The organism is Pantoea sp. K16, from assembly GCF_048452805.1.
In the GTDB taxonomy this organism is placed as follows: domain Bacteria; phylum Pseudomonadota; class Gammaproteobacteria; order Enterobacterales; family Enterobacteriaceae; genus Pantoea; species Pantoea agglomerans.
On the sequence record NZ_JBLWNV010000003.1, the window covers coordinates 297,762 to 311,834 of the forward strand.

19 protein-coding genes are annotated in these 14,073 nt (G+C 54.6%); 13 read left to right on the forward strand and 6 right to left on the reverse strand.

Annotated elements, in window-relative coordinates:
- The first annotated feature begins 2 nt into the window (after window positions 1-2).
- The 4 genes from trpCF (at window position 3) to ACK13D_RS05850 (ending at window position 3,868) form a co-directional block, all read left to right on the forward strand.
- Complete coding sequence (gene trpCF, locus ACK13D_RS05835; RefSeq protein WP_336998732.1) at window positions 3-1,364, forward strand: bifunctional indole-3-glycerol-phosphate synthase TrpC/phosphoribosylanthranilate isomerase TrpF; 1,362 nt, start codon at window positions 3-5, stop codon at window positions 1,362-1,364.
- 46 nt (window positions 1,365-1,410) lie between these two features.
- Window positions 1,411-2,601, forward strand: a complete 1,191-nt coding sequence (gene trpB, locus ACK13D_RS05840) for a tryptophan synthase subunit beta (RefSeq protein WP_010244436.1) — start codon at window positions 1,411-1,413, stop codon at window positions 2,599-2,601.
- A complete protein-coding gene (trpA, locus tag ACK13D_RS05845) occupies window positions 2,601-3,404 on the forward strand; it encodes a tryptophan synthase subunit alpha (RefSeq protein ID WP_010670255.1) in 804 nt (267 codons plus the stop codon). The genes trpB and trpA overlap by 1 nt, the downstream gene beginning before the upstream one ends.
- 149 nt (window positions 3,405-3,553) lie before the next feature.
- A complete protein-coding gene (locus ACK13D_RS05850; protein ID WP_010244430.1) occupies window positions 3,554-3,868 on the forward strand; it encodes a BON domain-containing protein in 315 nt (104 codons plus the stop codon).
- 56 nt (window positions 3,869-3,924) lie between these two features.
- Here the strand turns inward: ACK13D_RS05850 and ompW are convergent, their stop codons facing one another.
- Complete coding sequence (gene ompW, locus ACK13D_RS05855; protein ID WP_029519099.1) at window positions 3,925-4,560, reverse strand: outer membrane protein OmpW; 636 nt, start codon at window positions 4,558-4,560, stop codon at window positions 3,925-3,927.
- Window positions 4,561-4,809: 249 nt separating this feature from the next.
- Between ompW and ACK13D_RS05860 the strand changes: the two genes are divergently transcribed.
- From ACK13D_RS05860 to yciA, 4 genes are read left to right on the forward strand one after another with little or no spacing between them, the layout of a single operon-like run.
- Window positions 4,810-5,226 carry a YkgJ family cysteine cluster protein gene (locus tag ACK13D_RS05860; RefSeq protein WP_187506979.1) on the forward strand — a complete coding sequence of 139 codons (417 nt, stop codon included), beginning with the start codon at window positions 4,810-4,812 and terminating at the stop codon, window positions 5,224-5,226.
- Window positions 5,227-5,253: 27 nt separating this feature from the next.
- Window positions 5,254-5,988 carry a YciC family protein gene (locus ACK13D_RS05865; protein ID WP_010244420.1) on the forward strand — a complete coding sequence of 245 codons (735 nt, stop codon included), beginning with the start codon at window positions 5,254-5,256 and terminating at the stop codon, window positions 5,986-5,988.
- A gap of 51 nt (window positions 5,989-6,039) precedes the next feature.
- Window positions 6,040-6,579: a septation protein A gene (locus ACK13D_RS05870; RefSeq protein WP_010244416.1), complete on the forward strand. Its 540-nt coding sequence runs from the start codon at window positions 6,040-6,042 to the stop codon at window positions 6,577-6,579.
- A gap of 58 nt (window positions 6,580-6,637) precedes the next feature.
- A complete protein-coding gene (gene yciA / locus ACK13D_RS05875; protein ID WP_010244413.1) occupies window positions 6,638-7,060 on the forward strand; it encodes an acyl-CoA thioester hydrolase YciA in 423 nt (140 codons plus the stop codon).
- 36 nt (window positions 7,061-7,096) lie between these two features.
- Here the strand turns inward: yciA and tonB are convergent, their stop codons facing one another.
- The gene (tonB, locus tag ACK13D_RS05880) at window positions 7,097-7,876 is read right to left on the reverse strand and encodes a TonB system transport protein TonB (RefSeq protein WP_418795912.1); all 780 of its coding nucleotides are present in this window, start codon (window positions 7,874-7,876) and stop codon (window positions 7,097-7,099) included.
- A 197-nt stretch (window positions 7,877-8,073) separates the two neighbouring features.
- On the opposite strand from tonB, the gene ACK13D_RS05885 reads away from it, so the two are divergent.
- Together ACK13D_RS05885 and ACK13D_RS05890 are read left to right on the forward strand one after the other, a co-directional pair.
- Window positions 8,074-8,370 (forward strand): YciI family protein, encoded by a 297-nt coding sequence (locus ACK13D_RS05885; RefSeq protein WP_010244407.1) that lies wholly within the window; start codon window positions 8,074-8,076, stop codon window positions 8,368-8,370.
- 77 nt (window positions 8,371-8,447) lie between these two features.
- Entirely contained in the window at window positions 8,448-8,633 is a 186-nt protein-coding gene (locus tag ACK13D_RS05890; RefSeq protein WP_010670260.1) for a hypothetical protein, read from the forward strand.
- A gap of 224 nt (window positions 8,634-8,857) precedes the next feature.
- On the opposite strand, the gene ycgZ is transcribed toward ACK13D_RS05890, so the two are convergent.
- Entirely contained in the window at window positions 8,858-9,100 is a 243-nt protein-coding gene (gene ycgZ, locus ACK13D_RS05895) for a regulatory protein YcgZ (RefSeq protein WP_010244401.1), read from the reverse strand.
- 448 nt (window positions 9,101-9,548) lie between these two features.
- On the opposite strand from ycgZ, the gene ACK13D_RS05900 reads away from it, so the two are divergent.
- Window positions 9,549-9,776 carry a hypothetical protein gene (locus ACK13D_RS05900; RefSeq protein ID WP_223563847.1) on the forward strand — a complete coding sequence of 76 codons (228 nt, stop codon included), beginning with the start codon at window positions 9,549-9,551 and terminating at the stop codon, window positions 9,774-9,776.
- 54 nt (window positions 9,777-9,830) lie between these two features.
- Here the strand turns inward: ACK13D_RS05900 and ACK13D_RS05905 are convergent, their stop codons facing one another.
- The gene (locus ACK13D_RS05905; RefSeq protein ID WP_003853917.1) at window positions 9,831-10,004 is read right to left on the reverse strand and encodes a YciY family protein; all 174 of its coding nucleotides are present in this window, start codon (window positions 10,002-10,004) and stop codon (window positions 9,831-9,833) included.
- Between the two features lie 170 nt (window positions 10,005-10,174).
- Between ACK13D_RS05905 and cls the strand changes: the two genes are divergently transcribed.
- Together cls and ACK13D_RS05915 are read left to right on the forward strand one after the other, a co-directional pair.
- Window positions 10,175-11,635: a cardiolipin synthase gene (gene cls, locus ACK13D_RS05910; protein ID WP_010244396.1), complete on the forward strand. Its 1,461-nt coding sequence runs from the start codon at window positions 10,175-10,177 to the stop codon at window positions 11,633-11,635.
- A gap of 45 nt (window positions 11,636-11,680) precedes the next feature.
- Window positions 11,681-12,004, forward strand: a complete 324-nt coding sequence (locus ACK13D_RS05915; protein WP_003853921.1) for an HI1450 family dsDNA-mimic protein — start codon at window positions 11,681-11,683, stop codon at window positions 12,002-12,004.
- 48 nt (window positions 12,005-12,052) lie between these two features.
- Here ACK13D_RS05915 and oppF read toward each other — a convergent pair whose 3' ends face one another.
- Both oppF and ACK13D_RS05925 read right to left on the reverse strand, forming a co-directional pair.
- Window positions 12,053-13,054, reverse strand: coding sequence for a murein tripeptide/oligopeptide ABC transporter ATP binding protein OppF (oppF, locus tag ACK13D_RS05920; RefSeq protein WP_010244389.1), 1,002 nt, complete (start codon window positions 13,052-13,054; stop codon window positions 12,053-12,055).
- Window positions 13,051-14,064: an ABC transporter ATP-binding protein gene (locus tag ACK13D_RS05925; protein ID WP_010244386.1), complete on the reverse strand. Its 1,014-nt coding sequence runs from the start codon at window positions 14,062-14,064 to the stop codon at window positions 13,051-13,053. The genes oppF and ACK13D_RS05925 overlap by 4 nt, the downstream gene beginning before the upstream one ends.
- Window positions 14,065-14,073: the final 9 nt, after the last annotated feature.

Here is a 14,073-nt window from a genome sequence, read left to right on the forward strand (position 1 = left end):
TCATGAAAGGCACCGTGTTAGAAAAAATTGTTCAGGACAAAGCGATTTGGGTTGAAGCCCGTCAGCAGCAGCAGCCTCTCTCTACCTTTCAGAACAGCATTGAACCTGCCAGCCGTCATTTCTACGACGCGCTGCAGGGTGCAAGAACCGCGTTTATCCTGGAGTGTAAAAAGGCCTCTCCTTCGAAAGGCATTATTCGCGAGGATTTCGATCCAGCCGCCATTGCCGGGGTCTACCGCCACTACGCTTCCGCGGTATCTGTGCTGACCGATGAGAAATATTTTCAGGGCGACTTCGCCTTTCTGCCGATTGTCAGCGCGGCCATCACCCAGCCGGTGCTGTGCAAAGATTTTATCATCGACCCTTATCAGATCTATCTGGCTCGTTACTACCAGGCAGATGCGATTCTGCTGATGCTGTCAGTGCTGGATGATGAGCAGTATCGTCAGCTGGCCGCCGTGGCGCACAGCCTGAAGATGGGCATTCTGACTGAAGTGAGTAATGAAGAGGAACTGGAGCGGGCTATCGCGCTGCAGGCCAAAGTCGTGGGTATCAACAACCGCGATCTGCGTGACCTCTCTATCGATCTTAACCGCACCCGGCAGCTGGCACCGCGCCTGTCACACGGCGTCACAGTAATCAGCGAATCAGGCATTAACAGCTATGCCGATATTCGCGAGCTGAGCCATTTTGCCAACGGCTTCCTGATTGGTTCTGCACTGATGGAAGAAGCCGACCTGACCGCAGCGGTGCGTCGGGTCACGCTGGGCAGCAATAAAGTGTGCGGCCTGACCCGTGCCGAGGATGCGCGTGCCGCCTATGAAGCCGGGGCAATCTATGGTGGTCTAATCTTCGCGGAAGGTTCACCGCGCCAGATTGACACCGTTACGGCGCAGACCGTGATCGCTGCGGCGCCGCTGCGCTACGTCGGCGTGTTCCGCAATGCCGCTATAAGTGACATTGTCACGCAAGCCGGTGCGCTTTCACTCTCTGCGGTGCAGCTGCATGGTAACGAGACGCCGGCGTTTGTGGCTGAACTGCGTGCGGCTCTGCCAGCTGAGATTCAAATCTGGAAGGCGCTGCGCATTGAAGGCACCTTACCGGCGCGCGACTGGCCTCATGTTGACCGTTATGTGTTTGATAATGGCGACGGCGGAACCGGACAGCGTTTCGACTGGTCGCTGTTGCAGGGGCAGACGCTCAACAACGTGCTGCTGGCCGGTGGCCTGAGCGCGGATAACTGTGTTGAAGCCGCGCAGCTCGGCTGTGCCGGACTGGACTTCAACTCTGGCGTGGAAAGCGCGCCTGGCATCAAAGATGCCCGTAAAATTGCCGCTGTGTTTCAGACACTGCGAGCCTACTGATTTGCCTGGCCTGCTCAACGGCGGGCCCGAGAAAGGAAGATAAAAAATGACGTTACTTAATCCCTACTTTGGCGAATTTGGCGGAATGTATGTTCCGCAAATCCTGATGCCAGCCCTGCGCCAGCTGGAACAGGCGTTTGTCGACGCCCAGAAAGATCCTGAGTTTCAGGCCGAGTTTACCGACCTGCTGAAGAACTATGCGGGTCGCCCTACCGCCCTGACGCTGTGCAAAAACCTGACTAAAGGCACCAAAACCCGCCTCTATCTTAAGCGTGAAGATCTGCTGCACGGTGGCGCGCACAAGACCAACCAGGTGCTGGGTCAGGCGCTGTTAGCCAAACGCATGGGCAAAAACGAAATCATTGCCGAAACCGGTGCGGGTCAGCACGGCGTAGCTTCAGCGCTGGCCTGTGCGCTGCTGGGCATGAAATGCCGCATCTATATGGGCGCAAAAGATGTGGAGCGTCAGTCACCCAACGTCTTCCGTATGCGTCTGATGGGCGCAGAAGTGATCCCGGTGCACAGCGGCTCCGCCACGCTGAAAGATGCCTGTAATGAAGCGCTGCGCGACTGGTCTGGCAGCTACGAGACATCACACTATATGCTCGGCACCGCAGCGGGTCCGCATCCCTTCCCGACGATTGTGCGTGAGTTCCAGCGCATGATTGGCGAAGAGACTAAAAAGCAGATTCTGGAAAGAGAGGGGCGTCTGCCCGATGCGATCCTCGCCTGTGTGGGCGGCGGCTCCAACGCCATCGGCATGTTTGCCGACTTTATCGATGAGACCAGCGTGAAGCTGATCGGCGTAGAGCCTGCGGGCCACGGCATTGAGACCGGCGAGCATGGCGCGCCGCTCAAGCACGGTCGCGTCGGCATCTACTTCGGTATGAAATCGCCGATGATGCAGACCCATGATGGCCAGATTGAGGAGTCTTACTCGATCTCTGCCGGTCTCGACTTCCCGTCGGTAGGCCCGCAGCATGCGCACCTGAACAGCATCGGTCGTGCGGAATATGTCTCCATCACCGATAACGAAGCGCTGGCCGCCTTTAAACAGCTCTGTCGCGATGAAGGTATTATTCCGGCGCTGGAGTCATCCCACGCCCTGGCGCACGCCATGAAGATGATTCAGGCTGAGCCGGAAAAAGAGCAGTTGATTGTGGTCAACCTCTCTGGCCGCGGCGACAAAGATATTTTCACCGTTCATGACATTTTGACAGCGCAGGGAGAAATCTGATGGAACGTTACAATCAACTGTTTACGCGTCTGTCAGCGAATAACGAAGGGGCTTTCGTTCCTTTTGTTACGCTGGGCGATCCGTCACCGGAGCTTTCACTGCGTGTGATTGATGCCCTGGTTGAAGGAGGCGCGGATGCACTGGAGCTGGGTATTCCCTTTTCCGATCCCCTTGCAGATGGCCCGACCATCCAGAATGCGACGTTACGCGCCTTTGCGGCGGGCACCAACACCAGCCAATGCTTTGAAATGCTGGCCACTATCCGCCGTAAGTATCCGGATCTGCCGATTGGATTGCTGATGTACGCCAATCTGGTCTTCACCAACGGTGTGGATGAGTTCTATGCCCGTTGTGCAGAGGCGGGTGTGGATTCGGTGCTGGTGGCGGATGTGCCCGTTGAAGAGTCCGCGCCCTTCCGTCAGGCTGCGCTGCGTCATGGCGTGGCACCCATCTTCATCTGTCCGCCTAACGCCAGCGATGAGCTGCTGCGCGAGATCGCTTCACACGGACGGGGTTACACCTACCTGCTGTCGCGCGCGGGCGTGACCGGTGCTGAAAACCGTGCCAGCCTGCCGTTGCAGCATCTGATCGACAAGCTGCGTGAATACCATGCAGCCCCGCCGCTGCAGGGCTTTGGTATCTCTGAGCCTGAACAGGTGAAGGAAGCGATCGCCGCGGGCGCTGCGGGTGCGATCTCCGGCTCTGCGATTGTCAGAATCATCGAAAAACATCATTCAGAGCCTGAGGTGATGCTGAGCGAGCTGAAGAACTTTGTCAGCCGTCTTAAAGCCGCCAGCCGTTAATCCTGCCAGCATGCCTTATCGCGCGATAAGGCATGATTTGTTTCCTTTTTTTTCATTCCCCCATTTGCCCTTTTTGCAAAATCTGCACCACAATGACAATGCGCCGTTACGGTAACGTCGCATCCATTTTGTGACAGGGAGAGAAAGCAATGAAATTCGTTAAACTGCTGACAGGTGCTGTACTGGCGGGCGTGGTTGCGCTGACACTGAGCGCCTGTGCGCCAACCGCAACCAAAGAGGGAACCGGTGGCTATATTGATGACACCGTGGTGACCACAAAAGTTAAGGGTGAACTGCTGAAAGATGACTCGCTGAAATCAACTGAAATCAACGTAGAAACCTTTAAAGGTAAAGTTCAGCTGAGCGGTTTTGTTTCATCACCACAGATGGCTAACCGTGCCGTTCAGGTTACGCGCAGCGTGGCGGGCGTGAAGTCCGTTGTTAACAATATGCAGATCAAATAACGTCTTAACAGACAAAAAAGGCCGCTGATTTAGCGGCCTTTTTATCATCTTTATCATCAGAAACGGTAACCCGCTCCGAAGAAGAAGACCCAGGGATCGATGCGCATATTGATATTCTGCTGCTCGCCACCCGCTTTAAACTTCACTTCCGTATCAATATCCATGTACCACACCGACGCATTCAGCATCCAGTCACGGTTAATCTGATAATCCAGACCGACCTGACCCGCCACACCCCAGGAATCCTTCACGCTGAGATCGGTCAGGCCCGCATCGCGGCCCGTTTGATTGAAATCGGCATCGTAAAAGGTGGTGTAGTTGATACCCACGCCAACGTAAGGACGCGCTTTGCTCTTGCTGTCAAAGAAGTAGTACTGCGCCATCAGCGTAGGCGGTAACTGGCGTACCGTTGCCAGTGTTCCGGTCGGGCCCAGGCCTACCTTGTGACGGAACGGTGTGGCGGCCAGTAATTCGACACCAATGTTATCCGTTGCCATGTAAGTAAAGGTCAGGCCCAGCTGCGTGTCGTTGGATGCGCTGAACTCGCCCATCCCTAACACATTATCGGAACCTTCGGTGGGCCGGACGGTGGCACTACCGGCACGCATAAAGAAGTCGCCTGCTTCGTGGGCCATCGACAGTTGGGGAAAAGCCAGAGCCAGCAGCATCGCGCATTTTGCCAGTTTCATCATCACTCCTTTGCTTAATGTTAATGTCGCGAACGTCATCGCTTTTTGCTGGCAAATATTTAACGTGATTTACAGAAAATTGCACTCTGTACCCTTCAGATAAATTACTTAAAAAACAATGAATTGATTTAGATCAATTTCGGCTCGGGCTGGCGCAGCAAAATTCCCCTTGCTGAATAATTTCGCCAGGCCTATTTTGCTTATCTTCTCTGGTGATTTTGGTTCGATGCCCTGGGAGGGGCGGGTGATCAAATGAGTGAAATAACTAACCCTTGTGTCAGCTGTGGCGCCTGCTGCGCCCATTTCCGCGTCTCATTTTACTGGGCCGAAGCCGATGATGCAGGCGGCCCGGTGCCGACCGCATTAACCGAACCGCTCAGCCTGTTAATGCGCAATATGCGTGGAACGAACGATCGCGCGCCGCGCTGCGTTGCCCTTGAAGGCGACATTGGCGGCTGTGTCTCCTGCGGAATTTACGAACAACGTCCGACGCCCTGTCGGGAATTTTCGATGTCGGGCGAAGCGGGTATCCACAATGAAGCCTGCGATCGCGCCCGCGCCCGGTATGGTCTTCCCGCCCTTTTTTCCCCATCTTTACCTGTCATGACAGAAAGTTATGCCACAGCGGGTGCCCGCGAGCTGCCAGAACATGTACAATCGCCGGGTTAATTAACCCGGTTCCTCAAAGGAGTGTACATGTCTATCACGGCAAGCTCGTTATACCGTGACACAGGAAATTTCGCGCGCCATCAACTGGCTACGGTGCTGTTGATGTCGCTGCTGGCCGCTTTTATCACCGTCATGCTGGTGCATGTGCTGACGCCAGGTGCCGATCAGATGGCCCTCCTGCAACAGGGTGACGATAGCGCCGGTTCGCTGTTTGAGATGGTGCAGAATATGTCACCGGAACAGCAGCAGGTGCTGCTGCGCGCCTCGGCGGCCAGCACCTTCGCTGCGCTGATGGGGAACACGCTGCTGCTTGGCGGAATGCTCTATCTGATCCCGATGGTCTCTTCCGGCCAGCGTGTCAGTGCGTTGCGGGCGATTGGTGCTTCAGCGCCGCTGCTGCCAAAGCTGCTGCTGCTCACCTTCCTGATGACGCTGGTGGCGCAACTGGGCTTTATGGTGCTGGTGGTGCCAGGCATTCTGCTGACGATTCTGCTGTCGCTGGCTCCGGTGATGGTGGCCAGTGAGAAGATGGGTGTCTTTGCCGCCATGCGGGCCAGCATGCGGATGGCGTGGAAGAATGTGAAGCTGATTGCCCCCGCTATTCTGCTCTGGCTGCTGGCCAAAGTGGTGGTGATGCTGTTCTTCTCTTCGCTGACGGTTTTACCGCTGAATGTCTCGTCGGTGATTTTCACCGCGGCAGGCAATGTGGTTTCGGCGATGTTGATTATCTATCTTTATCGGCTCTATATGCTGTTACGTTGATTGACGATGTGCCTTCGGGCACATTTGCAGCCAACTCTGAATGGAAAAACTATGAAGCAGCTACTCGACTTTCTTCCCCTGGTGGTCTTTTTCATCTTCTACAAGCTGTATGACATTTTTGTCGCCTCGGGCGCGCTGATTGTCGCGACCGGTCTGGCGCTGGTTGTCAGCTGGGTGCTCTATCGCAAGCTGGAAAAGATGACGATTTTCACCTTTGTGCTGGTGGCGGTTTTTGGCACCCTGACGCTGGTGTTCCACAACGATGAGTTCATTAAGTGGAAAGTCACGGTTATCTACAGCCTGTTTGCCGCCGCCCTGCTCTACAGCCAGTGGTTTATGGAGCAGACGCTGATTCAGCGCATGCTGGGCAAAGAGCTGCAGCTGCCCGACGCGGTCTGGCGCCGGCTCAACGTTGCCTGGGCGCTGTTCTTCTTTATCTGCGGCCTGGTAAACATCTATGTCGCCTTTTGGTTATCTCAGGCGTTTTGGGTTAACTTTAAAGTGTTCGGTCTCTCCGGTCTGACCTTACTGTTTACCCTGCTCAGCGGGCTTTACATCTGGCGACAGATGCCGCAGCAGGAACAAAAATAATCATCTGCCCGGTCCGCCGGGCATTTTTTTAGCATTCACCTGCATAGAAGTGGAAGCAATGGGCGAAAAACATACATTGCCGAAAGGCGAAATGGTGCTGCGTACGCTCGCCATGCCAGCAGACACCAACGCCAACGGCGATATTTTTGGTGGCTGGCTGATGTCACAGATGGATATGGGTGGCGCTATCCTGGCGAAAGAGATCGCTGAAGGACGCGTGGTGACGGTTCGCGTCGACGGCATGTCATTTATGAAGCCCGTCGCGGTGGGCGATGTGGTGAGCTGCCATGCGAGCTGTCTTCGTACCGGCAACAGTTCCATGACGATTAATGTGGAAGTGTGGATCAAAAAAGTGTCGTCTGAGCCGATTGGACAAACTTACATTGCGACGGAAGCGGTGTTTATTTATGTGGCGGTCGACAATGAGGGTAATTCCCGTCCTCTGCCAGCCGGTCGCGCTAACCAGCAACCCGGCGAATGAAAAACAGGTCAGGCTGTTTCAGCCTGACCTGACGCTTTATTCTATGCTGGCCCCACCATTAATCTTAAACACGATATTCATGGTCAGACCCTGCCCTGGCCGTCCGCTCTGATAGCGCCACTTTTTCATCGCCTGCTTAACTTCACGCTCAAACATATTGCGCGGCTCAGCAGAGAGGATCTGGATGTTATCCACCCGTCCCTCACTATCCACATCAAACTTCACCCGTACCCGCCCCTCTACACGCAGTGCAAATGCGCGTTGTGGATAGCCAGGCTTACTGACGTTCAGTGCTTTTGGGCCGGTTGAGGCCGATGAGGTGGGTGACGGCGTAGATTTTGGCGCCGTGGTCGGTTTGTTCTGCGTCGCCGGGGCTTCCTGCTTAAACGGATCGGCCTGCGGTTTGCTCTCCTGACGCGGCTTCACCTCGCGTTTAGGCTGCTCCCGCTTGTGCTCTGGTTTCGGTTTGGGCTTTGGCTTAGGCTTAGGCTTAGGCTCAGGTTTGGGAATCGGCACCGGCTCCGCTTTCGGCGGTTCGGGCACGGGCTGAGGTTCCGGCACCGGTTCAGGTTCTGGCTGAGGTTCTGGCTGAGGTTCTGGCTGTGGCGCAGGCGGCTCCACGATGGCCGGTGCAGGCTCAGGCTGAACTTCAGGGGCAACCATGGTAACGCTGATGGGCTGCGACGCTTTGGGCACCTCAATCACCTGCTGGAATGAAGCATACAGAATTCCGGCTATCACGGCCCCATGCAAAGCAACAGACAACAACATGGAGACAGGCGTGCGTTTAGGTAATGGCATAGTCAGCGTGGTCATAACAGTCGCAGTGATTGAATGAAGCAGCGATTTTAAATGCAAATAGCAATCAGTTTCAATAACTCCCGCCATCCCGCCTGAAGAAAAGCGCTTTTTAGCCCTTTATGCTGAGCCATTAACCACTCTGAGGTTTCATTTGCACTCTGAGGGGCAATCCCTTAACGTGTTGCGAAATTCTGGTTAATGGGAGTTCCTTAGTGCTTTACGTCATTTATGCAGAAGATACTGCAGATTCACTGGAAAAACGTAACGCCGTGCGCCCTGCCCATCTGGCACGGCTCAAACTGCTGCAGGAAGAGGGACGCCTGATCATTGCAGGCCCGATGCCTGCTGTCGACAGCAACGATCCTGGTGTAGCGGGCTTTACCGGCTCAACCGTGATAGCTGAATTCCCGTCATTAGAAGAAGCACAATCCTGGGCACAGGATGATCCCTACTTCGCCGCGGGCGTCTATAAGCAGGTTTCGGTTAAGCCGTTTAAACGCGTCTTCTGATCGTGACTCAGCATTGAAAATGGCTTCTGTGCCTGGCACAGAAGCCATTTTTATTTTGATCGTTCAAGAGAGGAAAGATGCAGATAATCATTCTGGGGCTACTGGCCATTATCGCTTTACTGATCGGAAGCGCGGTTTATCTCTGGCGAACTCAGGGCTGGCGTAATAAAAAGCAGTGGATTGTCATGCTGATCGTGCTGGCGGCGGCACTGCAGCTGGTGAACGTAACGCTGATGATGACGACACAACGTCTCGCTGGTTAATCAGACCTGAGGTTTCATTGCGACAGAGCAGCACATCACTCTCTGTCGCAGCAACCGGCCGGTCTGAATATTCTGCCTCGCGAATAAACGCAGCGACCAATTGATCTTAATAAATTAAAGCGTTGTTCTGAACGACATTGATAATAAACCGGCAGTACACCGGCCTGGTCTTTCAGTAATACACGCTCTTTAATATCCCGCCACTGGCTATTTTCAGCGATGAGTTAACCGCGATCCAGAATCAGGCCAATCAGCGCATGATAGTGCTGTTCTTCTTCCGGGCTGGTGACATGCTGTAAGCGGCCGATCAGTTTTGAGCAGATCGCTTTACGATTCAGACTACGGCCCGAACTGATAATTTCCGTCACGACGGAGCCAAGAATGGCCTGTTGTGAGGGCTGCGCGGCGCTGTGTAAATACGCGGAGATGTCAGAGACTGAAGCGGGAATACGAACGTTAGTCTGCATGGTTGACCCTCATAGGATTCATTTAAGATTAATAACCGATGCGATAAAGTTATACAACAACGAGCTATCTGTACAGATATTTAGCTTAAAAAATCAGATCGTCTTGTTTTAATGAGAACAAACCCATAAATAACAGCACATTACAACACTGTAAAGTTGTACAACTTTTTAGCCTGCTGTTTTTATCCTGTTAATATTCCCTCTTTAGTCCGCGCCTGCATGACCTGTTTTACTATTAAAAAATGATCTTTCCGTCCTTTTTTTAGTATTAAAGAGGAATTATCTCGCAGAGCTGTCTACATTTACCCCTTGTGAGTTGAACCTCTGAATGGATGCACAGCACAGTCGCGGGCACATTATGCATAAAACTTATTCTGGCCAGTCCCTTACATTGCTCGACCCGCTGTTATCCCGGCTCCTTTCTATTGTTGACCCCAAAATAGAAGTAATGAGTGGTTACCCTGCTAATTGCTCAGTGTGGCTCACTGTTTATTATCAGCGTAAATCGCGTAAGTGGTCTTACGAATGGTACGATCGTGTGGGTTACCACAGGCCGAGTGAGCTGGGCAGCTCAATGGAATGTCTGATGCGCGAAGTCAGCGATCGTGGCGCGTCGCATCAGGAGCACCTGATAGCGCGACGGGCGATGGCAGAATCGGTTTTTTTTGAAGCCTGATTTGAAGTCTGAATAGCCTGCTTTGTCCGACAGGCTGAATTCACCGGGCTTTCGCTATATTATCTGCGTAATAAACAGAATCGAACGACGCTGCTGTTGTGCCAGCTGATGGCGAATGCAGTGGATACGCTTATACCGCCGCGACTGCCCTTCCAGCCAGCGCGAGCGGCGGCGATGCACCTGCCGTAACATTCTCCAGCGCGCCACTTCATTTCTGCTTCGTTTCATCACTTCCTCTCTGACGTCATACACACGAGATATACGCGAGGGCATTATAGAGATCTCTGCGGTAATGCCAAATCGGATCCTTCATCGAGGATGTCCGGGATAAAGGGTTCCGTTAGCCGTCATCTGCACGTAAACTTGCCGGACGAAAGCGCGAACGGGATGTCCACTTTATGACCACTTTTTATACCCTGATCAGCTGGTTGCTGGTGTTTGGTTACTGGCTACTGATCGCCGGGGTTACGCTGCGCGTATTGATGAAGCGACGGGCAGTGACATCCGCGATGGCCTGGCTACTGGTTATCTATATTCTGCCGCTGGTAGGGATTATCGCTTATCTCTCTTTTGGCGAACTCCATCTGGGTAAACGTCGTGCGGAGCGCGCCCGCACCATGTGGCCATCCACTGCCCGCTGGCTTACTGACCTTAAGCAGTGCCGTGAAATTTTTGCCACCGAACACAGCGACGTTGCGCGTTCGCTGTTTGAGCTTTGCTACCATCGTCAGGGCATCGCCGGGGTCAAGGGCAACCAGCTGCAGCTGCTCACCAGCGCCGACGACGTGATGCAGGCGTTGATTCGTGATATCCAGCTGGCTCGCCACAACATTGAGATGGTGTTCTATATATGGCATCCCGGCGGTCTGGCGGATGAAGTGGCGGAATCGCTGATGGCGGCATCACGCCGTGGCGTTCATTGCCGTCTGCTGCTCGACTCTGCGGGCAGTGTTACCTTTTTCCGCAGTCCCTGGGTCGGCATGATGCGCAATGCCGGAATCGATGTGGTGGAAGCGTTGCAGGTCAGCCTGCTGCGCGTCTTCCTGCGACGGATGGATCTGCGTCAGCACCGCAAAATCGTACTCATTGATAACTACATCGCTTATACCGGCAGCATGAACCTGGTCGATCCGCGCTTCTTTAAACAGAGCGCGGGTGTCGGTCAGTGGATTGACCTGATGGCGCGAATGGAAGGCCCGGTGGCGACGGCGATGGGGATTGTTTTCAGCTGCGACTGGGAGATAGAGACCGGCAAACGCATTTTACCGCCGCCGCCCGATCGCAACATTATGCCGTTTGAACAGGAGAGCGGCCACACCGTGCAGGTGATCGCCTCCGGCCCCGGCTTCCCGGAAGATATGATCCATCAGGCGCTGCTGACTGCGGTCTATTCGGCGCGTGAACAGTTGATCATGACCACGCCCTACTTAGTGCCGAGCGACGATCTGCTGCATGCTATCTGTACGGCGGCGCAGCGTGGCGTCAATGTCAGCGTGATTGTGCCTCGTCACAATGACTCGCTGCTGGTTGGCTGGGCCAGCCGCTCCTTCTTCAGTGAGTTGCTGGAAGCGGGCGTGAAAATTTATCAGTTTGAAGATGGCCTGCTGCATACCAAAAGCGTGCTGGTCGACGGACAACTGAGCCTGGTGGGAACCGTGAATCTCGATATGCGCAGTTTATGGCTGAATTTTGAAGTGACGCTGGTGGTTGATGATGCGGGTTTTGGCAGCGATCTCGCCTGTGTGCAGGATGACTATATCGCCCGTTCCCGCCTGCTGGATGGCAAGCGCTGGGCAAAACGTGCCTGGTGGCAACGCATCGTCGAACGACTGTTTTACTTCTTCAGTCCTTTACTGTAAAACGAGCCAGATTGTGTAAATGGCCGCAGGCCGACAGGACAGACTATGGATTTAAATAATCGCCTTACCGAAGATGAAACGCTGGAACAAGCCTACGATATTTTTCTCGAACTGGCAGTCGACAATCTTGATCCGGCAGACGTCATTCTCTTCAATCTGCAGTTCGAAGAGCGCGGTGGCGCAGAGCTGTTCGATCCCTCTGAAGACTGGAAAGATCATGTCGATTTCGATCTGAACCCGGACTTCTTCGCCGAGGTGGTGATTGGGCTGGGTGAAGCGGACGGTGAACCGATCACCGACGTCTTTGCTCGCGTGCTGCTGTGCCGCGAGAAAGACCACAAACTCTGTCATATCCTGTGGCGTGAGTAAGCGTCAGATTTGATAAGAAAACGCCGGGCGATTGCCCGGCGTTTTGCATTATAGCGGGTCGACTTTCAGACAGGAGACCGCGTGATTGAAGCTGCCTTCCAGCAGCGGCCGGGTTTTCGCACACTCCGGACCGGCAATCGGACAACGGGTGCGGAACACGCAGCCTGATGGCGGATTGATCGGCGACGGCAGCTCCCCCTCCAGCAGCTGAATCTGCTTGTTCTTCTCCTTGTCCGGATCGGGAATCGGCACCGCGGACATCAGCGCACGGGTATAAGGATGCTGAGGATTGCTGTAGACCTCTTTGTAGGTACCCAGCTCCACCGCATGCCCCAGATACATTACCAGCACCCGGTCAGAGATATGTTTCACCACCGCCAGATCGTGCGCAATGAAGATCAGCGATAAGCCCATTTCACGCTGCAGCTGCTGCAACAGGTTAACCACCTGGGCCTGAATTGAGACGTCCAGTGCGGAGACCGGCTCATCACAGATAATCAGCTTTGGCTCCAGAATCAGCGCGCGGGCGATACCGATACGCTGACACTGACCGCCCGAGAACTCGTGCGGATAGCGGTTAATCAGGTTAGGCAGCAGCCCCACCTTCATCATCATATTTTTAACGCGGTCTTTCACTTCCTGACGCGCCATTTTTGGATGATAGGTACGCAGTGGCTCTGCGATAATATCGCCGATGGTCATACGCGGGTTCAGCGACGCCAGCGGATCCTGGAATATCATCTGGATATCGCTTCGCGCCTTGCGCCACTCCTCTTCACTTTGCCCCAGCAGATCACGGCCTAACCAGGCGACCCGACCTTCGGTCGCCTTCACCAGCCCGATAATGGCGCGCGCCAGGGTCGATTTACCACAGCCAGACTCGCCTACCACGCCCAGGGTTTCCCCCTCATACAGACGCAGGCTGACCCCATCGACTGCTTTCAGGGTTTTTGATGGCTGCCAGAACCACTGCCTGCCATCTTTGATGTCGAAATGCACCTTGAGGTCGGCGATTTCCAGCAACACTCTTTTTTCAGCTACGGTGCTCATACTAACTCCTCCACCGGCTTAAAGCAGGCACGCAGACGGCCTTCGCCAAAGGGTTCCAGCGGTGGTGCCTGGGTGCAGATATCCATAGCGTGCGGACAACGCGGCTGGAACGGGCAGCCCTGCGGCAGACGCAGCAGGTTGGGTGGATTACCCGGAATCGTCGTCAGACTTTCCCCTTCCGCATCCAGACGCGGCACCGCATTAAGCAGACCAATCGAGTAAGGATGTGACGGCTGATAAAAGACATCGCGGGCACGGCCATACTCCATGGTGCGTCCGGCATACATCACCAGCACTTTGTCGCAGATCCCCGCCACCACACCCAGATCGTGGGTGATCATGATAATGGCGGTGTTGAACTCGCGCTTGAGGTCGTTGAGCAGCGTCATAATCTGCGCCTGGACGGTAACATCCAGCGCAGTGGTCGGCTCGTCGGCAATCAGCAGTTTGGGACGGCACAGCAGCGCCATGGCGATCATGACGCGCTGACGCATACCGCCGGAGAACTCATGCGGATACATCTTCATCCGCTTGCGCGCTTCCGGCATTTTCACCGCATCCAGCATTCTCACCGACTCTTCAAACGCCTGCGCGTTGTTCATCCCTTTATGCAGCTTAAGCACTTCCATCAGCTGCTCGCCCACCCGCATATAGGGGTTCAGCGAGGTCATCGGGTCCTGGAAAATCATCGCAATCTGTTCGGCGCGCAGTTTATTGAGCTTGTTCTCGGGCAGATTCAGGATCTCTTTGCCATTGAACATCGCCGAACCGCCAATGCGGCCATTTTTCGCCAGCAGCCCCATCAGGGCAAAGGCGGTTTGTGATTTGCCGGAACCGGACTCACCGACAATGCCCAGCGTCTCACCGGCGCGCAGCGAGAAGTTCAGGTCGTTAACGGCGGTAACATCACCATCGTGCGTGCCAAAAGTAACGCGTAAATCTTTGACCGTAAGTAGCTGTTCGCTTCCCGCGCGGGCCGCCATTGCTGGCTGGAATTCATGAATAGTCATCGGGAAACT